The sequence below is a fragment of the Stenotrophomonas sp. C9D9 genome (assembly GCF_056491205.1).
In genome coordinates, this window is record NZ_JBSZIF010000004.1 from 962,528 (window position 1) to 986,317 (window position 23,790).

The 23,790-nt window shown below is 62.1% G+C and carries 23 protein-coding genes; 14 read left to right on the forward strand and 9 right to left on the reverse strand.

What is annotated here, in order from left to right; translation table 11 throughout:
• Positions 1-9: 9 nt before the first annotated feature.
• The gene (locus ACXI0D_RS09895; RefSeq protein ID WP_479642531.1) at positions 10-822 is read right to left on the reverse strand and encodes an alpha/beta fold hydrolase; all 813 of its coding nucleotides are present in this window, start codon (positions 820-822) and stop codon (positions 10-12) included.
• A gap of 221 nt (positions 823-1,043) precedes the next feature.
• Between ACXI0D_RS09895 and ACXI0D_RS09900 the strand changes: the two genes are divergently transcribed.
• Both ACXI0D_RS09900 and ACXI0D_RS09905 read left to right on the forward strand, forming a co-directional pair.
• Complete coding sequence (locus ACXI0D_RS09900; RefSeq protein WP_479642532.1) at positions 1,044-1,523, forward strand: nuclear transport factor 2 family protein; 480 nt, start codon at positions 1,044-1,046, stop codon at positions 1,521-1,523.
• A 75-nt stretch (positions 1,524-1,598) separates the two neighbouring features.
• Positions 1,599-2,015 (forward strand): XVIPCD domain-containing protein, encoded by a 417-nt coding sequence (locus ACXI0D_RS09905; protein WP_479642533.1) that lies wholly within the window; start codon positions 1,599-1,601, stop codon positions 2,013-2,015.
• A 46-nt stretch (positions 2,016-2,061) separates the two neighbouring features.
• On the opposite strand, the gene ACXI0D_RS09910 is transcribed toward ACXI0D_RS09905, so the two are convergent.
• The 4 genes from ACXI0D_RS09910 to ACXI0D_RS09925 all read right to left on the reverse strand — a co-directional run bounded on the left by ACXI0D_RS09910 (position 2,062) and on the right by ACXI0D_RS09925 (position 6,156).
• The gene (locus tag ACXI0D_RS09910) at positions 2,062-3,159 is read right to left on the reverse strand and encodes a hypothetical protein (protein ID WP_479642534.1); all 1,098 of its coding nucleotides are present in this window, start codon (positions 3,157-3,159) and stop codon (positions 2,062-2,064) included.
• A gap of 40 nt (positions 3,160-3,199) precedes the next feature.
• Complete coding sequence (locus ACXI0D_RS09915; RefSeq protein ID WP_479642535.1) at positions 3,200-3,775, reverse strand: hypothetical protein; 576 nt, start codon at positions 3,773-3,775, stop codon at positions 3,200-3,202.
• A gap of 143 nt (positions 3,776-3,918) precedes the next feature.
• A complete protein-coding gene (locus ACXI0D_RS09920) occupies positions 3,919-5,064 on the reverse strand; it encodes a YncE family protein (protein WP_479642536.1) in 1,146 nt (381 codons plus the stop codon).
• A 165-nt stretch (positions 5,065-5,229) separates the two neighbouring features.
• Complete coding sequence (locus ACXI0D_RS09925; RefSeq protein ID WP_101764824.1) at positions 5,230-6,156, reverse strand: XVIPCD domain-containing protein; 927 nt, start codon at positions 6,154-6,156, stop codon at positions 5,230-5,232.
• 215 nt (positions 6,157-6,371) lie between these two features.
• Here ACXI0D_RS09925 and ACXI0D_RS09930 point away from each other — a divergent pair, with 215 nt between their 5' ends.
• The 9 genes from ACXI0D_RS09930 (at position 6,372) to ACXI0D_RS09970 (ending at position 14,909) form a co-directional block, all read left to right on the forward strand.
• A complete protein-coding gene (locus ACXI0D_RS09930; RefSeq protein ID WP_479642537.1) occupies positions 6,372-7,241 on the forward strand; it encodes a hypothetical protein in 870 nt (289 codons plus the stop codon).
• Between the two features lie 21 nt (positions 7,242-7,262).
• Positions 7,263-8,588 carry an XVIPCD domain-containing protein gene (locus ACXI0D_RS09935; RefSeq protein ID WP_479642538.1) on the forward strand — a complete coding sequence of 442 codons (1,326 nt, stop codon included), beginning with the start codon at positions 7,263-7,265 and terminating at the stop codon, positions 8,586-8,588.
• Positions 8,589-8,679: 91 nt separating this feature from the next.
• A complete protein-coding gene (locus ACXI0D_RS09940) occupies positions 8,680-8,892 on the forward strand; it encodes a hypothetical protein (protein ID WP_479642539.1) in 213 nt (70 codons plus the stop codon).
• Positions 8,893-9,379: 487 nt separating this feature from the next.
• Positions 9,380-9,748, forward strand: coding sequence for a hypothetical protein (locus ACXI0D_RS09945; protein ID WP_479642540.1), 369 nt, complete (start codon positions 9,380-9,382; stop codon positions 9,746-9,748).
• Between the two features lie 199 nt (positions 9,749-9,947).
• Positions 9,948-11,039, forward strand: a complete 1,092-nt coding sequence (locus ACXI0D_RS09950; protein WP_479642541.1) for a hypothetical protein — start codon at positions 9,948-9,950, stop codon at positions 11,037-11,039.
• A gap of 196 nt (positions 11,040-11,235) precedes the next feature.
• On the forward strand, positions 11,236-12,486 hold the full coding sequence (gene dcm / locus ACXI0D_RS09955) for a DNA (cytosine-5-)-methyltransferase (protein ID WP_479642542.1): 1,251 nt from the start codon (positions 11,236-11,238) through the stop codon (positions 12,484-12,486).
• A gap of 2 nt (positions 12,487-12,488) precedes the next feature.
• Positions 12,489-12,920 carry a very short patch repair endonuclease gene (locus ACXI0D_RS09960; RefSeq protein ID WP_458074946.1) on the forward strand — a complete coding sequence of 144 codons (432 nt, stop codon included), beginning with the start codon at positions 12,489-12,491 and terminating at the stop codon, positions 12,918-12,920.
• Positions 12,921-12,936: 16 nt separating this feature from the next.
• Positions 12,937-14,280 carry a type II restriction endonuclease gene (locus tag ACXI0D_RS09965; RefSeq protein WP_479642744.1) on the forward strand — a complete coding sequence of 448 codons (1,344 nt, stop codon included), beginning with the start codon at positions 12,937-12,939 and terminating at the stop codon, positions 14,278-14,280.
• A gap of 305 nt (positions 14,281-14,585) precedes the next feature.
• Entirely contained in the window at positions 14,586-14,909 is a 324-nt protein-coding gene (locus ACXI0D_RS09970; protein WP_479642543.1) for a hypothetical protein, read from the forward strand.
• Between the two features lie 62 nt (positions 14,910-14,971).
• Here the strand turns inward: ACXI0D_RS09970 and ACXI0D_RS09975 are convergent, their stop codons facing one another.
• Positions 14,972-16,519 carry an HNH endonuclease gene (locus ACXI0D_RS09975; RefSeq protein WP_479642544.1) on the reverse strand — a complete coding sequence of 516 codons (1,548 nt, stop codon included), beginning with the start codon at positions 16,517-16,519 and terminating at the stop codon, positions 14,972-14,974.
• A gap of 148 nt (positions 16,520-16,667) precedes the next feature.
• Positions 16,668-19,355, reverse strand: coding sequence for a pyruvate dehydrogenase (acetyl-transferring), homodimeric type (gene aceE / locus ACXI0D_RS09980; RefSeq protein ID WP_143994065.1), 2,688 nt, complete (start codon positions 19,353-19,355; stop codon positions 16,668-16,670).
• Positions 19,356-19,900: 545 nt separating this feature from the next.
• Between aceE and ACXI0D_RS09985 the strand changes: the two genes are divergently transcribed.
• Entirely contained in the window at positions 19,901-20,461 is a 561-nt protein-coding gene (locus ACXI0D_RS09985; protein ID WP_014035775.1) for a PadR family transcriptional regulator, read from the forward strand.
• 60 nt (positions 20,462-20,521) lie between these two features.
• Positions 20,522-21,319, forward strand: coding sequence for a siderophore-interacting protein (locus ACXI0D_RS09990; RefSeq protein ID WP_479642545.1), 798 nt, complete (start codon positions 20,522-20,524; stop codon positions 21,317-21,319).
• Positions 21,320-21,392: 73 nt separating this feature from the next.
• Here ACXI0D_RS09990 and ACXI0D_RS09995 read toward each other — a convergent pair whose 3' ends face one another.
• Complete coding sequence (locus ACXI0D_RS09995) at positions 21,393-22,226, reverse strand: hypothetical protein (protein ID WP_479642546.1); 834 nt, start codon at positions 22,224-22,226, stop codon at positions 21,393-21,395.
• A 184-nt stretch (positions 22,227-22,410) separates the two neighbouring features.
• On the opposite strand from ACXI0D_RS09995, the gene ACXI0D_RS10000 reads away from it, so the two are divergent.
• Positions 22,411-22,812, forward strand: a complete 402-nt coding sequence (locus ACXI0D_RS10000; RefSeq protein WP_479642547.1) for a hypothetical protein — start codon at positions 22,411-22,413, stop codon at positions 22,810-22,812.
• A gap of 196 nt (positions 22,813-23,008) precedes the next feature.
• Here the strand turns inward: ACXI0D_RS10000 and ACXI0D_RS10005 are convergent, their stop codons facing one another.
• Positions 23,009-23,716 carry a YceI family protein gene (locus ACXI0D_RS10005; RefSeq protein WP_005415047.1) on the reverse strand — a complete coding sequence of 236 codons (708 nt, stop codon included), beginning with the start codon at positions 23,714-23,716 and terminating at the stop codon, positions 23,009-23,011.
• Positions 23,717-23,790 lie beyond the last annotated feature (74 nt).

Here is a 23,790-nt window from a genome sequence, read left to right on the forward strand (position 1 = left end):
CGCAGCAGCTTACCGCTTCAGGAAGTTCAGCAGCGCCAGATTGAAATGATCCGCGTGGCTGGTGTTGCAGCCATGCGGCGCGCCTTCCAGGATCACCACCTCGCTGCCCGCAATCGCCTCATGGGTGCGCTGGCCGGAGCCCTCGAACGGCACGATGGCGTCACTGTCGCCGTGCAGGATCAAGGTCGGCACCGTGATCTTCTTCAGGTCATCGCGGAAATCGGTGGTGGCGAACGCCTTCATGCAGCCCAACGCCGCCGCCTGGTCGGATTGATGGCACAGCGCGATCGCCGCCTGACGCGTCTCTTCAGTCACCATCAACTGGCCGTTGGCGCTGAAGAAATCGCGGGTAAAGCCGTCGAAGAAGGCTTCGCGGTCCTTCTCCAGCCCACTGCGCATGTCATCGGCCTTGTCCTGCGTCAACGGGCCGTCCGGATTGTCGTCGCTGCGCAGCAGGAACGGCGGCACCGCCGCGGCGAACACAACACTTTGCAGGCGCTCCTGGCCGTGGTTGGCCACGTAGCGCGCCACCTCGCCGCCGCCCATCGAGAAACCGACCAGGGTGACGTCACGCAGGTCACGTTCCTCGATCAACCCCGCCAGGTCCGCCGCCAGCGTGTCGTAGTCATAGCCTTCGGCCGGCTTGTCGGAGCGGCCGAAACCGCGCCGGTCGTAGCTGATCACCCGGTGCTGGGCATCGCGCAGGATCGACACCTGTGGTTTCCAGGCATCGGCGGACAGCGGCCAACCGTGGATGAGGATCACCGGGCGGCCGTCGCCACCACTGTCTTCAATATGCAGGCGGATGCGGGAAGCAGGCATGGGAGCTCCTGTGGAAGGGGAGGATTGCAGGCTAGCGGCCACGCCCTATGCCAGCCGTGAGGGAATCGCGCCCGCCCGTGACATCGCCTGCACACGCCTCCGCACAGCGCCGCACCGGCATTCCCGGCCTTCGCACCGCGCCTTCCCGGTTTCGTCGCAGCGCCGTACCGCCGTGGTCACCGGCATGCCAGCCTGCGCACATCATTCCCGGGAGTTTCGCCATGTTGCTGCTCACCCTGCCCCTGCTGGCTGCCGGCCTCGCTGCCGCACCGTCGCCCGCCGATGACCTGCGCGAACAGATCCGCCAGGCCGATACCCAGCTGTTTGCTGTGGCCTTCGAGGCCTGCGATGCCGACAAGGCCGCCGCGATGACCACCGAAGACATGGAGTTCTTCCATGACAAGGACGGCAAGTCGGCCAGCAACCGCGAGGACTTCCGCCGCAGCGTGGCCAGCATGTGCGACAACGCGCGCAAGGGCGGCTGGCACCTGCGCCGCGAGCTGGTGGAGCCCTCGCTGCAGGTGTTCCCGCTGCACGATGAGCGGGCGCTGGAAATCGGCGACCACCGCTTCCACGAGCGCGGCAAGGACGGCGTGGAGCACTGGGTCGGCCAGGCCCGTTTCATCCAGGTCTGGCGCCGCGTGGACGGGCGCTGGCTGGCCGAACGGGTGATCAGCTACGACCATCACGCAGCGGACTGACCCATCGGGCGTGCTTCACGGGTCGGATCTATACTGGCGGGGTCCACCACGACCCACCGCTACCGTTCGATCGCCATGGCAGAGATCACCCCCAACCATCCCGAGTACGGCCTCAACCAGCAGATCCGCCAGGGCGTGGCCGCACTGGACGCCCAGCATGGCCGTCCGTTCGACCAGACCAGCGAGCGCCTGACCGCCAGCCTGACCGTGCTCGCCCGCGAGCAGGGCCTGCAGCAGGTCGACCATGTGCTGGTCAGCAATGCGACGGCCCAGCGCCCGGCCGGGCACAACGTCTTCGTGGTGCAGGGCGACCCGGCCAACCCCGCGCACCTGCGCGCGATGATGCCGACCGCTGTGGCGGTACAGACGCCGGTGGAGCAGTCCATGCAGAAACTGGGGCTGGGTGTACAGCCGCCGGTGCAGGCCGAGCAGCAGACGCTGGATGCACAGGCGCAGGACCCGCAGCAGAATCCCGTGCATCGCCTGGGGTGAATGCCACCAGGCGTCGATGCCATCGACGCCTGTGGAAAACCCTGTATCAGCCCATTCGCGGCTGAGCGTGCTGCGTCTGCTGCTGCAGCTGATCGTCCTGCGCGACGCGGCTGGCCTCGCGGCCCTGATGCTGCACGCTGGCGAGCTGGTACACCTCTTCAACCGTGCCCTGCTGGGCATCGGCCAGCGAAAGGCGCTGGCGGTTCGCCGCCGGATCCGGTGATGCGGTCTCGCCCGTGCGCTGCAGAAAGACATAGCCCGGCGAATCCGCCGCACCGCCACTGCTGAAGGCCACCTGCAAGGTGTCGCGCTCGGTGTAGCCTCCCTGCACCGCCAAGCGCGTCAGGTGGCCCGCCAGCAGTTCGGGCTGCTGTCCCGGCGGCAGCCCCTGCCGATCGGCGGCCTCACCCAGCGCCGCACGCACGCGCTGGTCCAGCGGATGCAACGCATCACCCGGCGCACGTGCGTCGTTGGCCAACCGCTCACCACTACGCTCACCCAAGTCGTCGTTCTCGCTCAGCAGGTGCTGCTTCCACGTGCGATCGGGCATCGGGTTGGTTTTCGTACGGTTGAGCTCGCTGTCGGGGAACGGCGGATCGATGCTTTCGACGCCGTGGATGTTGCGCAGCGGACGATAAGCGTCCTTGCCTTCGCCCTTCATGCCCAGGGGAATGCGCACATCCGGAAGAAGCTGCGCGGCAGGACCGACCAGCCCGTTCACGTCGATACTTCTCTTCCGCTCGATGCCGGCGTGGTTCAGTGCTTCCCAGGTGAAGTCCACGCAGTTGTGGCGCACGTCCTTGTATTGCAGATCGAAGCCGTACTTGTCCGGGTGCGCGCCGAACGCCTCAAGCTTTTTGTACTGTTGCTCGCTGATCTCGAGCGTGCGGCTGTAATGGGGGTTCCTGTACTCGGCCGCGTCGGTCTTCATGACCTCGCCCGGCCCGTTCATGCTTCCATGCTCGGAAGGCGCGAAGCCGAAACTCCGCGTGGTCTTGTCCGGCCCATGGAGCACGTAGAACATGTGCCCGGGCCCGGATGTCTGCGGAACCCCGTCCACAACTTTCTGTACACCTCTCTCGTCCACCAACGGCGTACCAGGTGCAGCAATGACGATTTCTACGGTGTAGCGCGGCTTATCCATAAGAAGAATCCTTCAGTTCCTTCCAGCGGTGGGATGTCGACTATTTTCCAGAGAGTGGGTCTGCATGAACCCGCAGCTGTGCCGGGTAATGCTGGAGCGCAGCGGTGGGCTGCACCGTGCGCACATCCAGGCGGTAGCGGGCACCCGTTTCCAGCGGCAGCGGGACGATGCTCAACCTGTATCGGTTGGCGTCCATCGATACCTGCTGCGCGTAGCGCCAGTCTGCCGATGCATGCCATTCGGGGAGCGGCTCCCCCAGATTGCGCGCCCTTGCCTGATGGACATCAGAGGTTGCAACGTCCTGCCAGGCACCTGCGACCCAGCGCTGCAGGGACAGCTGGAAGGGAACATGAACACTGTCCATGTCTGGCTCACTGCCGGGCCCGGGTCCATGTCGCTGCACTTCAAGATCCAGCACATAGGGTCGACCGGGATAGAAGTTGCGGGCATTCGTCTCGAACTCGAACCGCACCGCCTGGCCGGGTTCGGCCACGTCGATCGGCTTGACCAGATCCAGCGGCTCCGGCGCGTCCGGTACGCGATTGCTGCAGGCGCCGAGTGCGCTCGCCAGCGTGAAGAACAGGCCGGCGCGCAGCCAGCGATGGATACCCAGCATGATTCAGACCCTTTGGCTCCCTGCCATGGGCTTCAACCCTAGCGGGCGGCCTCCGGCACTGCAACCGGACAAAGAAGAAGGCAGGGTCTTCACCCTGCCTCCTTCACGCGTCACGTCGGCGGGCGGGGCCCGGCGTCAGCGCCTTACAGCTGGATGCGCGCCACGCTCTCGTCAGCGCCCTTGTCATCCTTCTCGCCGTTCTTGATGCTCACGAACAACACGTTGTTCTTCGCATCCAGCGCCAGGCTGTTCGGGTGGGTCGGCACCGTGTAGGTCGCCACCTTCTGGTAGCTGTCACTGTTGTAGGCGGTCACCGCGCCCGCCTCGCGGTTGGTCACGTACAGGCGCTTGCGCGGTGCATCCAGCAGGATGCCCAGCGGGCCGGCGTCGGTCGGGATGCTGGCCAGTTCCTTGCCGGTGCTGCGGTCGAGCACCAGCACGCGCTGGCCCGGATGCTTGCTGACCAGGCCGCTGCTCTTGGCCTGGTAGCCACGCAGGAATTCCGAGCCCTGGTCGGTCACGAACAGGCGCTTGCCGGCCGGGTCCAGCGCGATGTTCATCGGCTGCTCGGCGGCGATCTTATGCTGCGCCACCACCTTGTTCGAATCGGTGCCCACCACCACCAAATCAGCCAGCAGGTTGCTGGTGTAGACGCGCTTATTGGCCGCATCCAGCGCCAGGCCCGGTGCCTTGGCATTGCCCAGGCCATCGATGGTGTTGATCACCTTCAGCGTGGTGGTATCGATCACGAACAGCACGCTGCTCACGTCCGGCTGGCTGCTGTGGCCGGTCACGTACAGGCGGTTGGCCGCGCTGTCGACCACCAGCTCGCGCAGGTCGTGGGTGTAGGCAGCCTTGCCGTCCTTGCCGGTCTTCTTCTCCATCAGCTGGATGGTGCCGACCGCCTTGTTCTGCGCGGTGTCGACCACCGTCACCGACAGGTCCACGGTGTTGCCCACGTACAGGCGGTTGTGGGCGTCATCCAGCACCACGCCGAACGCCTTGCGCTCCAGCGGGATGCGGGTTTCCACGGCCAGCGTGGCCGGGTTCAGGCGCAGCACCTGGGCCGGGCCGGCGTCATCGCCGAAGCCACCGGACGAGGCCACGAACACGGCGTTCTGCTTCGGGCTGTAGGCCAGCTCGTAGAGGCCCTTGGCCACGGCCTGGCGCTGCACGGCGGTGGTGGCGCTGGCGGCAGGCGCGTTGTCGGCGAACGCCGAAGGCACGCCGAGGCTGAGCGACACAGCGAGGGCCAGGGCGGCCGAACGGAAGAGAGGATTACGGAACATGCGAGCGTCCTTGAATGGGCACGGGAAGGTGTCCTGGCTCGCTGGGCCGTACTGCGACGGCCCGACCTGCATCTGTCTGCGCGGGTGGGCTGGCTGGGGTTGCCGGGGAATGGTAGCAGGTGGGGGGCGTGGCGTGCGTCTGCCCGCGTATGGCAGACGCGCGGATTACTGCTCCTTCAACCGCAGCGAATCAGCCACATCGGTCTTGGCCGCCACCTCGGTAGCGATGCTGGCGCGGCGGTGCCCCGGATCGTTGCGGTCGCCCTGCACGATGAAAATGCTCTCGGCCGCATGGCTGTTTTTGGTCGGCTGGCTGAGCAGCACGTGGTCCACGCGCGAGAGATTGTTCTGCTTGGCCAGCACCAGCAGGCTGGCACTGATGCGCTGGCTGGCCGCATCGAACGGGCGCCCGTGCGCGGCGTCCAGCTCGGCCACTTTCTGGATCAGCTGAGAGAACAGGCGATGGTCTGGATGCGAAGGGTCAAGCAGCGTGCCCGCCACTTCGATCGGCGTCGGCGGCGGCTCATCGCTGGCACGGTCACCCTGGCGATGATGCTCGGCCTCGCGCTCGGGCATCGCATGATGGGTTTCGGCATTCAGATCGCTGCCCGGGAACGGCGCGGCAATGCACTGGATTTCCGGCAGGTTGAACAGCACCGCGAACTCGCCCAGGTTGCTGCCGCCATCCAGTGGCGCCGGCAGCGGATGCAGGCCGGCGTAGTGCAGGGCGGCCCAGACGAAATCGCTGCAACGGTTGATGGTGGCCGGGCGATCCACATCGAATTCGAACTCGGCCGGTTCCTCGGCGAAATCACGCAGGCAGCCGTAGTGCTCCTCGGTGATTTCCAGGGTGCGGCTGTAGTACGGGTCCAGATGCTGGTCGGCATCGTCGTGGCGCACCTGCGCGTACTGCACGCCGGTGCGGGTTTCACCCGGCGCCTGGCGCGGTGGTGCGAAGCCGTAGCTGTGGGCCTCGTCGCCTGCCGCCACCTGCAGGTACATATGGCCGCGCGGCGAGATGCCTCCACTTTTCAGCGGGGTGCCGGGGGCGGCCAGATAAAGCGTTGCCGTGTAGCGTGTTGCCTGCTCCATGCCTGTTCAGCCTTGATGGGTACTGCGGTCCTGGGCGGATGATGGCATAGGTGGGATGGGGGGCAGGTGGAGGAATAGAGGAGGCCGATCGCGGCTTGCTGAATTTGTGAGCCAGCGTGCAGTAATGGGCCCAGGCGTGAGCGGCATTCCGGCAGCGACTGGAGCTTGCCATTCCACCGTTCTATAGTCGTTTCGATCATGCAAGGGAATCGCCCATGAGCAGAGCACCGGCTTGCCGGCTTGCCTACTTCGTCCTGGTGGCCGTGCTCAGCACCACCGCCTGCGCGAAGGCCCCATCCACGGAAAAGGACCCGAACGGAACCCCCATGTCCGAAACCGCAACCAGCCCACGTACGGTGGGCGGACAGACCTACACGACGCAGCCGGTGGAAGCTCGGCTTGGCCCGCACCGCTTCATGTTCCCGGCCAACCTCTACTACAACCAGACGGGCCCCCTGGCTGATGGGGGCGTCATGCTCACGGTGTTCTGGCCTGATTTCGATGCAGCGCCTCCCGGTGATCGCCCGGTGCGCAGCACGCAGGACAGCCGGCGGCAGGTGCTGGTCGAGCTTAGGTACATCGATCGCGTTCCCATCCAGAACTATCTGGCACGTCGGTCCAGTAGTGAGGCCACCAGCGCGCCGGGATCACTGGAGCGAAGGGACCCGGTAGAGAACCTTGCGCTGCGCGTTGCACAACCCGAGCGCTGGGGTCTGACGCCGTATGCGATCGACCCATCGTTGATGGCAGCCTATGCAAAGGACTCGGAGGCTGCGCTGGGGAGGCCTTACGTGCACAACCCGGGGATGGAGCCAGACTGGTATGTGGCCCGCTCGGCGGAGGGCCAACTGACAACGTTCATCAGCTGCGACCCGGCAGACCGCATTCCTGACGGACTTGTAGTTCAGGGAAAGACACTTGAACGCGCCGGAGAAGGCCAGATCGCAATGTGCCGCCATTCCATCGTGGATGTGGGCGACAGCATCGCCATCGAGATGAACTATGCACGCGTCATGCTGAGCGACTGGCAGCGCCTGGAAACCACCGTGCTTAATCTTGTGAGCCGCTATCGCGTTCAGCCGTAAACCGCATCTCAAGGATGAATCATGAGCGGACTTACCGATAAGGATATTCGTGTCCTGTCCTCCTACGCGAAGGAGGGAAATCGCGAGCTGTATTGGAACTATCTCGCGCAGCTTCCCGACAATGATGGCTATGGACTGCTGGCATTGGGTGTTGTGCGCAACGACAGTCTCCCTGGCCGGGTGGCCAACAGCTTTGCAACCGCCGTTGCCGAGCAACAGGCTACGCTGTTCGGCAACGAGAAGAACGTAGCGTTCACCGAAAGCAGGCAAGAAACCTTCGGCCAGGATCTGATCAGGAACGACCTGGCGGAGCGCAGAAGTTGGGTGGAGGCCGGCAGGCCCGATCTTGCTCTCAACCTGCCCTATACGAGCACGCTCAAGTCCCACGATGTTTCCTTCGAAGCTAACAACCTCAATGTGAACTGCTGGACGCCGCGCTTGCTGCTGGTATCCACGGAGCATAAACGCGGCGAGCAGGCAGCCGAGAAAGTCTGGCAGAACATGCTGGACAACAGCGCTGCCGGCGCATTCCGTGCTGGCAAGACGGCCGTCAGCGTGCACCTGGATATGCCGCAGCCCGCTGGGCATTTCTACTTCGTTGAGCTGAGCAAGTTCGAGGGCGCAGCGCTCCTGCAGCGCGACGCCGTAGATCCGAACGTGATTGGTACCAAGTTCGACTATCACAGCTACGACGCCAAAGACGGCAGCTGGAACCGCACAGTGGGCGTTCCCCCGCTCGATAGAACAACCAAAGAGACCGATCCCGCCGAGATTTCCGCGTTGAACGAGACCCGCGAGGTTCGCCTGGAACGCGAGGTCAAGGCGAAGCAGTTTCATCCTGAAGATCCCTACAGAGAGATCGCCAAGAGCCCGCGCGTGGTGTCTACGCAAGAGCCCGAGCCTCTCTTTACGGAAGGACGCCGAATCGCGGCGATAGAGCCAGGCAGCCCGGACTATGCCCTCCATCAGCAGATTCGCCAAGGCGTCGCTGCACTGGACGAAAAGCACGGCCGCCCCTTCGACGCGACCAGTGAGAACCTCGCCGCCAGCCTGACAGTGAGGGCACGCGAGCAGGGTCTGGAACAGGTGGACCATGTGGTGCTGAGCAACGCCACAGCCAATCAGGCGGCGGGTCACACCATCTTTGTTGTACAAGGCGACCTATCTGACCCTGCCCACCTGCGTGCAGGCATGCCCACTGCCGTGGCTGCACAAACGCCGGTGGCTGAATCGCTGCAGCAACTGGCTGTGGTGGGCGATCAGCACGAGCTCGCCCGCCAGAATGCGCAGCAGGCGCTGGATGCACGGACGCAGGAACAGCAGAGCCACGCCATGCGCATGGGCTGAGCGCCCAGATTGAGGCGGCCTCCCTCGGGGGCAGAGATCGCAGCCCCTGAGACCTCCTCAGGTCATCCTCACCTGCGTCGGGAGGATGACCATGGCCAAGATCGACCCTGACTGGCTGGAAGCCTTCGACAGGGAACTTCTCTACCTGTTCGCCATCGACCACAGCGACCCCGGCATGGATGAATACCTGCTGGGCTACTACGCAGACCTTCCTCCACGCGAAGCAGCACTGGCGTTCGGCAGCGACTACGACCTGGAGCCCGACGATGCTCTGTGGCCACGTCCGGGCGGGGTGCAACGTTAAGCCGTGTCGCAATTGGCACGCTTCGGATCTCAGACCTGCAGACGGATTGTCGCTTTTGAGACCCCGATCATCTGCAAACCGTGCTTTTCAATGCGCATTCGGGCGGTAACTTAACACCGGCCGAAACCACTGCACCGCAAGGATTCTGCCACGCGTGCGCCATGCAACAATGCCGTAAGCGTCAGCATTTGTGGCCTCTACGGCCTACGGTTTCTTGGCATCTCGCAGCCATGCGAGTACACCTTGGCGGGCCACCGGAAAAGGGTGGCGCGGGGTTCGAAAGCCCGCTCAGTAACCTTGTGTTTTGCGCTTGTCAGCCGGCGTCACCTTTTGTGTGGCGCCGGCTGGCAATCCGTTCGCGTTCCATGGCGGGCGGTGCGTGGGGGTCTTCGGACCCACCGGCTTGGTTACTGTCCGGCTTTCGAACCACGCACCGTCCGCCGCCTTTATCGGTGGCGCTGCTATCTGTCCTGTACGGAGCATTGCCATGAACACATCGGACTTCCGTTCCCTGCACGCGCAGTACGATCCGGACAACGCCGAGCCCGAGCGCGAACCGTCCGTCGATCCCAACGCCTTCGTCGCCACGCTACGCCGCATCGGAACTGGTGCGGCTGCGGATGGCCAGCCTTGGCCGGAGCGGCGTCAACTGCCTGGGCGGTGTCTTCAACTGGCGGATGCGGATTGCGCGTTGGCCGGGCTGCGTGTGGTGGCGGAGCTGATGCTGGCTGCAGAGCGGACTCGGCAGAATGGCGCGCCCGAGGAGTACCTGGGAGATCGGGTTATGGAAGGGTTGAAGATGGCGTGTGTGGCGTTGACTGCGCAGGCTATTGAGCGGTTGCAGGTTCGGGAGTAGATGCGACCAACGACAGGTCTGAGCGCCAAGCGTCCCTATCCCCCTCCCCAGCGTGGCTTTCTGCTCCAATCTCGGCTGCGCAAGGAAGGCATGCAGTTGATCCGATGCTGATGTAGCCCCGCCTCTGGCGCGGCTAAAGATGTCACATACGACATCATCTGACGCTATCCTGTTCCAAAAGTGGCAGGAATTTCAGCGTATGAAGGACGAAACTCCATGGGGTCCATTCAGCTCACTGGACCAATCCAGCTTGGAACTAGCACATGAAATTCTGAAGCGGGATAAGCATCAGATTGTTGAAGGCATGGTCGTGGAACGTGCATTCGACCAGATGCTGGAGCACGTCGCCTCCGAATCGAATGGCGCACTCCAGCTTCTTGATCTGGAGACATTCATCGTCCAATCACCGAAGGATGCATCACGTCTTATCGCGTTCGTGTGGTTCCGAGGCAGGCAGGCGGGACAGAAACGGTACCTGGATGCGCTCGCGCAAGTGTGCACGGTGTATCACTTGGAGCTCATCAACAATGATTTCCATGCCAGCCAATGGACCACAAAGCACTCAACTCCACGCAAACTTTTGTCAAAGCTCGTGCGTGAAATTGGCGGCGCGCCCCGCTACGGCAGAGTGTCTGCTGAAGTTCGAGACGAACAGCGGCAGAACACGGCGATCTGGGGCTTTCTAGGCGCATCCCTGAGCACGGAGGAATTCTGGCAGCAGCTGGTTATCCCCAGACTCCTGGTCAACTTCCTTCTTCAGCCGTTCTTCGTTGGAACATGGAACATCGACAGGATTTGTCTTCACGAGAACGAGCTCTGGATGCTTGAACTGAAGCACAAATTTCCGATGCATCCAGGAAGCCATTTCGGTCTGAATGATGGTGAGCTTCGAATGATGAAGCTGATGCTGCGCGCCGGTATCAGGGCTGCGCACATGATCATTGTGAAGCCCATTCGCGACAAGTCCGTCAAGCCAATGTATCTCTTTAACAACAGACGTTTGAGAGAACGTGCCGCCGTGATCGGATTTGAGGTGACGCAACAGGCGGCGCAGTTCATCCAACAGCAGTCGCTGCATAGATCCGGCGCGCACACCACCATCAGCGGCAGCGGTTCGATTGGCTATCGCAATCTGCCCGTATCCATGTTCCGCAAACTGGGAACATACGGTGATGAAGGACAGAAAATCTCACCCGAGATCCTGAAGCTTCTGTCTGGAAAGCAAGCAGAGGAGGCGTCCGCCGAATGGCTGGCGACGCTAATGGAGCCGTTGGGGACCGCAGCCCGCTGACCTGCAGTCTCAGTTGATGAGACCAAAGGGCTGGAAGATGCCGTTCCAAGCCCGGGACGGCTGGCTATCGGGTGAACCGTCGAGATCTTCGAGACTTCCCACTCCTTCCAGTGCTGCAGCATGTACTGTTGCCCGCCCCCTACTTCTCCCACGGGAAGAAATTGGACATAATGTCCCCCGAATTCCCGGAGCACCCATGAACGCGTACGAACTGATCGACCTCTCCCTGCAGCGCTTCAGTCCCAAGGAGGTCGCCCAGGCATTGGGAGTTGATCCGAAGACGGTCCGGCGGTGGCAGCTGCGCGAGACAGAACCCAAGCCCTACATCGCCGATGCGATCCGCCAGCGCCTTCTGCCCTTCGGCGAGCCGCCGTCCGGCGAGGGCCAGTTCAGATTCATCGATCTGTTCGCCGGCATCGGTGGCATCCGTACCGCGTTCGAGAAGCAGGGCGGCCGCTGTGTTTTCACCAGCGAATGGGATCCTTACGCCGTAAAGACCTACAAGGCTAACTTCCACGACGGCCCCGACCACGTTTTCGCTTCGGACATCACCAAGGTCCACGAGAACGACGTGCCGGACCACGATGTGCTGCTGGCCGGCTTCCCTTGCCAGCCCTTCTCCATTGCCGGTGTGTCCAAGAAGAACTCCCTTGGACGTCCGCACGGCTTCTCCGACAAGACCCAGGGCACGTTGTTCTTTGATGTGGCCCGGATCATCGACGCGAAACGCCCGCGCGCGTTCCTGCTGGAGAACGTCAAGAACCTGATGAGCCACGACAAGGGCCGCACGTTCTCGACCATCATCGATGTTCTCCAGAACGAACTCGGGTACCACGTGCATTACCGGGTCATCAACGGCAAGCACTTCGGCCCGCAGCATCGTGAACGAATCATCATTGTTGGCTTCCGCGAAGAGACTCCGTTTACGTGGGAAGAACTTGAGCTGCCTGATTTCGGTATCTCCCCGCGCATGGGCTCGGTCCTGCACAAGCAGGATGGCAGCGAAGGAGAGGACCAGCCGTACATCGGCGGCCCCAAAGGCAAAGTACTCGACAAGTACACCTTGTCGGACAAGCTGTGGGACTACCTGCAGAACTATGCTGCTAAGCATCGAGACAAGGGCAATGGCTTCGGCTTCGGCCTGGTGACCCCCGAAAGTACGTGCCGCACGCTGTCGGCGCGCTACTACAAAGACGGTTCAGAGATCCTCATTTCCCAAGGTCCGAAGAAGAATCCGCGCCGCCTGACGCCGCGCGAGTGCGCGCGCCTGATGGGCTTTGATGACAACTTTCGCATTCCGGTTTCCGACACTCGTGCCTACAAGCAGTTCGGCAACTCGGTCGTGGTCCCTGTCATCGGAGAAGTCGCCCGCATCATGGTGCCGCATCTGATTCAGGAAGCTGCTTCGAAGCCGGCCAAGCCGGCCAAGAAGAAGGCTAAGGGCTGACCTTGGTTGACAGCCTCACCCCGGAGCAACGGTCCGCGCAGATGTCGCGGATACGTGGTTCGAATACAAAGCTGGAGGTGCTTGTACGCAAGGGCCTCCATGCCCGAGGCCTGAGGTATCGGTTGGGTGGTGCGAAGCTGCCCGGCAGGCCGGATATCGTGCTTCCAAAGTACCGTACGGTTGTATTCGTGCATGGATGCTTCTGGCATGGGCATGATTGCCCGTTGTACAGGCTGCCGAAGACCCGCCCAGAGTTCTGGACAGATAAGATCGGCAAGAACAGGTCGCGGGATGGTCGTGTGGTCAAGGAACTCGAATCCTCAGGCTGGCAGGTCGTGACCGTCTGGGAGTGCTCTCTGCGTGGCAAGTCCATCGCAGAGCAAGCTTCATTTCTTGATGGATTGGCCGACACTTTAAGGCGAACTGTTCAGTAAGGAGGAACGGGTGGAAATGGCTTTCCCGGAGCAGAACCCGGACCAGTGGTCTCTGATCGAAGCGTTCGTCGCTCGCAGTGGGACGTTGTTCCTGAAGAAACTCTCTCGCAACGACGCCTCGTGGGCGGATGAAGGCGGAGGACACCAGTCCGGCTTTTATGTGCCGCGCGACGTGCGCGAGTCCGGCTTCTTTCCAGAGCTTCACGCCAGAAAAGACATCCCCCACATTCTCGAAGCCATATGTCCCTCCTTCTGGCCTCAAACCGGAGAGCTCCGGATCGACTCCGGCATCAAGTTCTACAGCAACAAGCGCTCTGAGTGTCATTTCACCAGAATCCCCGGCGAGCTGTTCGCGGGACTGAATCCTGCATCGTGGTTGCTGGGGGGCACGCTTCTGGAGCCGGAGGGGACCGCGCACCATTGGTTCATGGTGCTGGACTCAACGTCCGTGGAAGCAGAGATGCTCGAGAGCCATCTCGATATCCAAGCCGAGTTCCACTTCGGCCTGTTCAGTCCAACCGATTTCAAGAAGGCGTCTTCCATCGAGATTGATGAAGCAGCCGAACTGATTGACGAGATTGATACGGCACTTCGAAAAGGCACCATTGCGGCTCTGGTAGCCAAGTACTCCAAGCTTCCCAGCCCCGATGTACTCGCGAGCGAGGCGCGGGCGGACTTTCTCAAGTCGATTCAGGAGAGGGAATTCGATCCATGGTCGATCAAAAGGCCTGGCGACGCACTTATGAGTGTCAGCCGGGATATCGAATTCTCGATCTACCGCAGATACGAGCTCCGTATGAGGGCAGTCGAGGTCGCTCAAGTTCTGGCAGGTCATGACCGCACTGCCACAGCCGCCGTGCGCGGCTTCCCGTCGATGAACTCGATTTTCCTGTCTGCAAGTCAGCAGCGGAAGAGCCGTGCAGGCAAATCATTCGAAGCGCACTTGGCTGCGATGCTGACGGCCGGAGGCGTGAAGTTTGAAGCGCAGGCAATTCTTGGTCAGCGGCGCCCTGACTTTGTTCTTCCAAACCAGGCGACGGTCGCTCTGGACAAGAGCCGACGCTATGAGGACGCAGCCGTTCTTTCCGCTAAGACCACGCTGCGCGAGCGCTGGAAGCAGATCACTCACGAGCGGTTCAACTGCGCCATATTCTTGGCTACCGTAGATGATCGAGTATCAAAGGAGGCATTAGATGAATTGCGCAGCTCAGAAATTACATTGGTGGTTCCCGAATCTCTGAAGATGAAGACTAACGAGTCCTTCTATTACAATGATCAGAACGTGATTTCTTTCCGGGAATTTTTCGATGAAGAACTGGCCAGCAAGCGACCAAATCTTTTGCTAAGCACGCGCATTTAACGTGACCTGCGCCTGGAACGGAATCCAAGTGCACACTAATCATGCCGTCTTCTTCCTGAAGTTCCTCTGCCGGAATTTCATTCGACGAAGTGCGATGACCACTCATCGTTCCGCAACGCGTGTCGCGACAATTAATGATCCGAAGCGGCATCCAAGTTCAAATTGCGGTTGTCATTTTCGCCGTTATTGAGTAAATATGAGCTTGCGCCACGCAATTTCTGCGAAGCGCCATCGGAAAGTCAATTCTTTGACGAAGTGCATTCCCCGATTGCTTGTGCCAAAAATTCCAAAAAGGTAAACCAAGGATGAAAGCAAAAAAGATTCTTTCTCTTGTCGAGGCGAGCCCTGCCGCATCAAATCAGCATGAACTTAATGGAGTGGCAGGACTCAAGGCGGTCTTCGGGAATGATGAATTCCGTGGTCCCGCCCACTTCTTCTATGACGGCGGAAAGGTGACTGCAACCGCCAATATCACCTGGTATGATTCAAGGGAGGCGCATCCAACTCGATCCGAATATCGCCTTTATTTTCAGTCGAATCCAGTAATGGATGCAGCAAAGGCTGGCGACGAAGTAATTGTATCCCGAAATACCGACGATTCGATTCGCGTCGATGTGATTCCCGCTTGAAAACACTTGAAGGCCAAGGGTGTTTACCCCCTTGGCCTTCATCTAAGTGGCCACGCACTCAGTTATTTAAACCAATCTCCAGCGAGCTCTTCTGCCCCGAGCACATAGCCTGCAGTAAGGCCAACATCTTTCAACTTTTCCTTGACCTGTTGATTTTTCTGGAGAGCATCCCTTACGGCGCGCGTCTTCGAAGTCGCCTCGAAATTGTGGTGCCATATGGGATGTTGAACCAATCTATTGACCGATGAGCTAATCTTCGTCCATTTTTCATCGTCGAATTCCGCCTCGATGAACTCCATTCGCTCATCCGTGGTGCAATAATTATTGACGATTCGTCGAAGCATCTCCGAGACAAACTTCAATGCACCTTGATAGACAATTCTCCGTTGAACCTCTTCCTGCTCAACAGTGAATACATCCCCTCCGTTGGGCGCCTCAAAGACCTGAGTGTAGAGGTGATTAAGAAGCTTTACGATGTTATCGGCCTCTTTTTTCCGTTTCTGCTCCCCACGCTCCCCTTGGTCCTCTAACGCCTTTGAGTGTAGAAGTTCCTGAAGTACTTTTATCTTAAAGGTAGCCTCCGGAATCGACCCTTCTGCATTCCCTTGTCTTCTGATCAACTGCAGAAGATGAAGATCATCACGATCCAAGAGTTGGCGAATTCGTCCTTCTCTGAAAGCTTGAAGACCACGCGCCCGGTCCACTGAATCGAGCCAACGGATGAAGCCTGCCTCAGACGCCACTTCGGCAGTCACTTCCTCTTCATACGCTGTCCACCTATTTCTCCATTCATCGCCCAACTTTGCTGCCACTTCAAATGGAGAAAGTGGCAATTTTTTTATTTTCGCCTGGATTGAATTGACTAAGGTCGTTGCTTGTTGCTGAGTTAAATTAATGTAGACCTTGACGACAATGTTCTCGTAACCAGACATCCAAGACGCCACTGTCTTATGCTGTCCGTCGAACATTAGTAATCTGTACTCGTCACCAGCCACATGATCCAGACGGCACGCGGGCGGCTCATGCAGAGGATTTCGCTGAAGATCGTTATATATCGCCCACGCTTGAGCGGGCTTGATATTCCTAGGTTGACATTCATCATCATTATAGATTGCACTTCTAGGAACACTCAGATAGCAGTGCTCAAATTTTGCAGCCCTGTTCTGCTGAGCATAAACTTCACTGACCACACGCTTTCCACCAGGAAGCTCAAACTCCATCTCAGAGTTTGAGCGCCGAGTCATATGGACATTGGCTGGCGCAATATTGAATAGCTTCGCGCATTCCCCATATCTCACAGGGCCGCTACCGCTCGACTCCTGAATGAAGACGATGAGCTTCAGATACGGCCGGACATCGATTGTGGGGCTTGCGCGCTTGGTTGCATTGCAAACCTTGTGCGCGAGCTTGAGATTTTCCAGAATCGTCGCCCCGCCTTCTGATTCCGGGACGTCATGATCCGCTTCAATTACGTCCGACGACCTATTCATCTCACGCCCACATAGGTGGCAGATCCCACCTGAAAGTGTCCAGAGATTATCTTTTACGTCCGTTCTCTGCCCCTCTGGCAGCTTTGCAATCAGAGCCTTTGCAATCTTTATCCCTGCCACGTCCATCCCCTTGCGCTGAGCGCGTTTCGTCCTTATCCCAAATGAAACGCATCAAGACTTATTAGTCAATAGCCGGAACGCTCTCGGGCTTCGACAAGAAAAAGGGCGGCCAATGGCCGCCCTTTTTCGCGTCAATTAATTGACCCAATCAAACCCCAACAGGATTAGCCTTCTCCGGATCAATCTTGTACTGCTTGATCGCCCGAGCCACATCCTTCGCGGTCATCTTCCCTTCCTTCGCCAGCGCCGCAATCGCCGCATGCGCGATGTAGTAGCGATCCACCTCAAAGAACCGACGCAGGTTCGCACGCGTATCCGAACGGCCGAAACCATCCGTACCCAACACCGTGTAAGACATCGGCACGAACGCGCGGATCTGGTCCGCATACGCACGCACGTAGTCGGTGGCGGCGATCGCCGGGCCCTGGCGGCCTTCCAGCAGCTCGGTCACGTAGGCCTTGCGCTGCTCACCTTCCGGATGCAGACGGTTGGCACGTTCCACGTCGAAACCATCGCGACGCAGTTCGTTGAAGCTCGGGCAGCTCCAGATGTCGGCGGTCACACCGAAGTCCTTGTCCAGCAGCTCGGCCGCGGCAATGGCTTCGCGCAGGATGGTGCCCGAACCCAGCAGCTGCACGCGCAGCTCGCCCTTCTTCGGCTTGCCGGCGTCGGTCAGCAGGTACATGCCCTTGACGATGCCTTCGGCCGCACCTTCCGGCATTTCCGGATGGGTGTAGTTCTCGTTCATCAGGGTGACGTAGTAATACTCGTCCACCTGGTCTTCCATCATGCGCTTGGTGCCGTGCTGCAGGATTACCGTCACTTCGAAGCCGAAGGTCGGGTCGTAGCTGCGCACGTTCGGGATGCCACCGGCCACCAGATGGCTGAAGCCATCCTCGTGCTGCAGGCCTTCACCGTTCAGCGTGGTGCGGCCGGCGGTGCCACCCAGCAGGAAGCCGCGGGTACGCATGTCGGCGGCCTGCCAGGCGATGTCGCCCACGCGCTGGAAGCCGAACATGCTGTAGTAGATGTAGAACGGCAGCATCGGCACGTTGCTGACCGAGTAGCTGGTACCGGCGGCCATCCACGAGCTGATCGCACCCGGCTCGCTGATGCCCTGCTGCAGCACCTGGCCGCTCTGGTCTTCGCGGTAGAACATCAGCTGGTCGGCGTCGACCGGCTTGTACTTCTGGCCGAACGGCGCGTAGATGCCGATCTGGCGGAACAGGCCTTCCATACCGAAGGTACGGGCTTCGTCGGCCACGATCGGCACGATGTGCGGGCCCAGTTCCTTGTCGCGCAGGGTGATGTTCAGGCTCTGCACGAAGGCCATGGTGGTGGAGTAGCTGCGCTCGCCACTGCTCTTCAGCAGGCGGTCGTAGGCTTCCAGCTTCGGCGCCACGAAGGTCTTGTCGGCCTTGCGGCGGCGCTGCGGCAGGTAACCGCCCAGCGCGGCACGGCGTTCCTGCAGGTACTGCACTTCCGGCGAATCCGGGCCCGGGTGGTAGAACGGCACCTGGCCGTCGGCCAGCTGCGCGTCGGTCACCGGAATGTTGAAGCGGTCGCGGAAGTGGCGCACCGCTTCGTCGTCCAGCTTCTTGGTCTGGTGGGTCGGGTTCAGCGCTTCACCGGCGCTGCCCATGCCGTAACCCTTCACGGTCTTGGCCAGGATGACCGTCGGCATGCCCTTGGTGTTCACGGCCTGGTGGTAGGCGGCGTACACCTTGTGCGGGTCGTGGCCACCACGGTTCAGGCGCCAGATGTCGTCGTCGCTCAGGCCGGCGACCATCGCAGCGGTTTCCGGGTACTTGCCGAAGAAATGCTCGCGGGTATACGCGCCACCGAAGGCCTTGCAGTTCTGGTACTCGCCGTCGACGGTTTCCATCATCAGCTTCTTCAGGACGCCGTTGGTGTCCTTGGCCAGCAGGGCATCCCAGTAACCGCCCCACAGCAGCTTGATCACGTTCCAGCCGCCGCCACGGAACACGCCTTCCAGTTCCTGGATGATCTTGCCGTTGCCGCGCACCGGGCCGTCCAGGCGCTGCAGGTTGCAGTTCACCACGAAGATCAGGTTGTCCAGGCCTTCACGGCCGGCCAGGGCGATGGCACCCAGGGTTTCCGGCTCGTCGCTCTCGCCGTCGCCGATGAAGCACCACACCTTGCGGTCGGACTTCTCGATCAGGCCACGGTTTTCCAGGTAGCGCATGAACTGCGCCTGGTAGATGGCGGCCAGCGGGCCCAGGCCCATCGACACGGTCGGGGTCTGCCAGTACTCCGGCATCAGCCACGGGTGCGGGTACGAGGACAGGCCACCGCCGTCCACTTCCATGCGGAACTTGTCCAGCTGCTCTTCGCTGATGCGGCCTTCCAGGAAGGAGCGCGCGTAGATGCCCGGGGCGCTGTGGCCCTGGATGAACAGCAGGTCGCCCGGGTGGTTTTCGCTCGGGGCGCGCCAGAAGTGGTTGAAGCCCACGTCGTACAGGGTGGCGCCGGAGGCGAACGAGGCGATGTGGCCGCCCAGGTCACCCGGCTTGCGATTGGCGCGCACCACGGTGGCCATCGCATTCCAGCGGATGATCGAACGGATGCGCCATTCCAGCTCGGCATTGCCCGGGCTCTTGGCCTCGAGCTGCGGCTCGATGGTGTTGACGTACTCGGTGGTGGGAGAGAACGGCAGGTAGGCGCCCGAACGACGGGTCAGTTCCACCATGCCTTCCAGCAGCTGATGCGCGCGCTCGGAGCCCTCGACATCAATAACGGCCTTCAACGACTCGATCCACTCCTGGGTTTCCACAGGATTCGGGTCGTTGTTCAGCACCTCGTTCAACCAGTTCATTAGCGCTCCCATAACCGCACGCACGCGCGCGACTGTTGTATAGATTTCTAGACCGCAAAGTGTAGCGCACCAAGGGCTTTCGTCACTTGGCTACGCAGGCGTATGGATGCAACCGGCCAGTGTCCGCAAGGGGCTTGCCGGGCCCGCTGACGGCCCTGCGGCGGGCCTTGGCGGCTGCGCGGGCTGTCGCTTGCGGGCCGCTGCGCCCATGTGCAGGACGCAGTGTTACCGCTGCCGATGACGGTTGTAGGGCAACTCCGGCACCGCCATAGGTGCGCCCCGGGCGGGTGTACTGAACCGGCGACAACATGTCGCATCTGCCTCTGGATCGATGCCGCCAGCGGGTCCAGCGTGGGCCGCGAGTGAGGGGCCTGGCGGCCCTGCTCCCTTCCACAGCATCGCCTGGGCGCCCTGCAAGGGGCGCCCCTTTTGCTGTGCGCGCGGCCGGCCGTGGCCCAAACCGGACCTGCTTGTGGCCGGATCGATGATTGCCGGCTTCGATATATCGATATATCGTTTGCACACTCGTTTACCGATATATCGAAATGAGCCGTACCGCTTCTCCCAGAGCCCGTTCCACCGATCCGGCGGTGCCGCGCCGCAACGGCCAACCGCGGGTGCTCAGCCGCGGCGACCTGCGCCTGCTGGTGCTGGCCCTGATCGGCGAGCAGCCGCGCCATGGCTACGAGCTGATGCAGCTGATCAGCAACCAGTTCATGCAGGCCTATACGCCCAGCGCCGGCACCATGTACCCGTTGCTGGCCAGCTTCGAGCAGGCCGGCTGGATCGAGGCCGAGGAAGTGGACGGCAAGCGGATCTTCCGCATCACCGCCGCCGGCGAGTTCGAGCTGAAGGTGCAGCGCACCCAGGTACGCCTGGCGCAGCGACGTGCCTTCGACCGTGCCCGCGAGATCACCAAGGCCTCGCTGCCGCCGCCGCTGGCCACGGCCCTGCGCGAGTTCAAGCGGGCGCTGGTGCATCACCACGGCCGCTGGGCCGAGGGCGAGGCGGACGAGGTGGCGGCGCTGCTGACGCGGGCCTCGGCCCTGCTGAACGGTACCGCCGGTAGCGAGGCATCACCACTTTCAACGACCCAGCCAGACTGAATCCAGCCAGGTCCTCCCCTACGCCGCGCGCCCCCGCGCGACACCTTTGCAGGTATCCCCATGACCGAACACAACAACACGCGCCTGCGCCTGGATGTGCGCTTCCGTGAACTGACCGTGCTGCGCACCGGAGACGTCACCCCGCACATGCGCCGCGTGGTGCTGGGCGGCGACGATCTGGCCGGCTTCGATTCGCCCGGCGCCGACGACCACATCAAGCTGTTCTTCCCCAACGCCAGCGGCGAGATGGTGCTGCCGGTGCTGACCGCCGAAGGCCGCAGCTACCCGGCCGGCAAGGAGCCCTCGCCGTCGCGCGACTACACCCCGCGCTGGTGGGACCACGAAACCGGCGAGCTGGCCATCGACTTCGTGCTGCACGACCAGGGCATTGCCGGACCGTGGGCCGAGCAGGCGCAGGCGGGCGACGTGCTGGTGATCGGCGGCCCGCGCGGCTCGTTCGTGGTGGCCGACAGTTACGACGCCTATGTGCTGATCGGCGATGAAACCGCGCTGCCGGCCATCGCCCGCTGGCTGGACGTGCTACCGGACGGCGCCGAAGTGCAGGCCTTCATCGAAGTGAGCGACGAAGCCGAGCGCCAGGAGCTACCGCAGTACGAGAACGTGCGCATCCACTGGCTGGAGCGCAATGGCTTCCCGGCGGCCAGCAGCACCCTGCTGGAAGACATGCTGACCGACTTCGAAGCGCCGGACGGCGATGTCTTCTACTGGATCGCCACCGAATCGCGCCGCGCACGGATGATGCGCAAGTTCATCGAAGGCCACCTGGGCGTGCCGCGCGACTGGATCCGCTCGACCGGCTACTGGAAGGCCCACCCCGACGAAACCGACGGCGATTGAACAAAAGACGGTAGGTGCGGACCGTTAGTCCGCACGCCTTCGAATGGGTAGTGCCGGCCGCTGGCCGGCAACCTCATGAACCTTCGGCAGGAACCTGCAGCTGCCGGCTAGCGGCCGGCACTACCACGCTGGATGCCACCTGCCGCGTCCACCCGAACCGGTGCGCGGCCCAGATCTCCAGCGCCACCAGCAGCGCGATGATCAGCAGCGGCATCAGCAGCCCGAAGTACACGCCGGGCATCATGCCGTTGATCTGCGCTTTCACCAGCCGCAGCACGCCACGGGTGTGCAGCAGCTCATCGACGTGCATCGTCAGCGCCTCGCGCACCACCTTGGGCTCCAGGCCAATCGTGCCGGCCTTGTCCACCAGCGTGTCTTCCACCATGCCGCGCAGCAGGCCTTCGCGCACCTTGCCGATCACCCAGCCGGTGCCGCGTGCCAGCGGGCCGTTGCCCAGACGTTCGAGGCCGGGCAACGGATGTTCGCTGAGGTAGGCCGAGGCGATGGTGTCGGCCACATCGCCCACCGTGCCCTGGCTGCGCAATGCCTCGCGCATGCGCGGGTCGTCCAGTGAATCGGTGAAGCCTTCGCTCCAGCCTTCCACCAGGGTCTGCAGGTGCGGCTGGAAATGATCGAGCTGCTTGAACAGCGCGCGGTGAGCACCGGCGGTGAAGCCCAGCTGCAGGCCGAAGAAAGCCGTCACCAGTGGCAACAGCACCACGTAGCTGGCCAGCAACCAGTGATGCCAGCGCTTGCGCCGCTGCAGCCAACCGCGGCGGTGCAGCCGGCGCCAGGCGAAGATGCCCAGCACCAGGCCCAGCAGCGTGCCGAGCAGGCTGCCGCCCAGCAGATCGAGCACGCTCAGGCCCGTCCAGAATTCGTTCAACCAATACTGCGCGTCCTGCATGGATCTTCCTTCCGTGGGTGGTACAGCGGACCATTGTAGAGCCGAGCCCACGCTTGGCTGCGCCATCGACTGGTGGGTGCGGACCGTTGGTCCGCACACTCCCATGCAATTGCCAGCCAGCGGCCGGCATTACCCGGCAAGCAATGCGACAATCGCGCTCCTTTCCTGCAGCAACGAGGCCCACATGGCCAAACTGACCCTGGCCAGCGTGGATGCGCTGCGTACCCGCTTTGCCGATGACGCCGCCTGCGATGCGGCCCTGGCCGCCTTCGCCGACACCGCTGCGCTGCGCGTACCGCTGCGTGAGCTGGTGGAGGCACAGCACCGTTACCTGCAGGCCGAATTCGAAGTGGCGCAGGTAGCCGATGTGCTGCGCCGCGACCAGAAATATGCGCCGGTCGGTCGGCCTTCGATCAACATCGTGCAGCTGCGCAAGCAGCAGGCCGCGACCAAGCAGGCGGCGCTGATCGCACGCCAGGTGGTGGCACAGGCCGCGCAGACCTTCGTGCGCGTGAGCGGGCTGGCGGTGAAGGCCAAGCAGAGCCCGAGCGAAGCGTGTGGGGCGTGGTTGGGCACGTTGCGCTGAGGGATCGTGCGGACCAACGGTCCGCACCCACCAGATGCAGGTCCGCACCCTCCCAATGCAGGTTGGCACCTACCGGGTAGTGCCGGCCGCTGGCCGGCAACCCCATCGGCATCGGGCACCTCGCATGCAGCACCCAAAAAGAAGGCCCGCTTTTCAGCGGGCCTTCTGCCTTCTCACGACGAGTGAGTGGGGTGCATCAAGCGGCCGGCTTTTCGCCGGTGGCTTCGGTGGTGATGCGGATCTTCACTTCATCGCTGACGTTCGGGGCGTAGGCGCCGACGCCGAAATCGCTGCGCTTCAGGGTGGTGGTGGCATCGAAGCCGGCGGCCGGAACCTTGGCCATCGGGTGCTCGCCGCCGCCGTTGACGGTGACGTCCAGGGTGACCGGCTTGGTGATGCCCTTGATGGTCAGGTCGCCGGTGACGGTCAGCTTGTTGGTGCCAGCGGCTTCCACCTTGGTGCTCTTGAAGGTGGCATCGGCGAACTTGGCGGCGTCGAAGAAGTCGGCGCTCTTCAGGTGCTCGTCGAACTTGGCGGTGAAGCTGTTCAGGCCGCTCAGCGGCAGCTTCACTTCCACGGTGGACTTGGTCACGTCTTCGGCGTTGTACACCAGGGTGCCTTCGACGTTGCCGAAGTGCGCGCTCGGGTTGGAGAAGCCGAAGTGGCTCCACTGCGCCAGCACGTCGGTGTGGCTCGGGTCCAGCTTGTAGGTGCCCGAGGCGATCTTGATCGCTTCGGCGGCCGGCGCAGCGGCGGCGGCATCAGCAGCCGGGGTGGCGGCCTGCTCGGTGGTGGCCGGGGCGGCGGCGTCGGCCGCCGGGGCAGCGGTGTCGGCCGGCTTGGAGCAGGCGGCGATGGCCAGGGTCAGGGCCAGCGGCAGCAGCAGTTTACGGGTGGCGCTCATCTCAGGAACTCTCCGGATCGTAGGGTGGGTACAGCAGGGACCGCCAAGGGGGCGGCCCGGAATCGATACAGCGA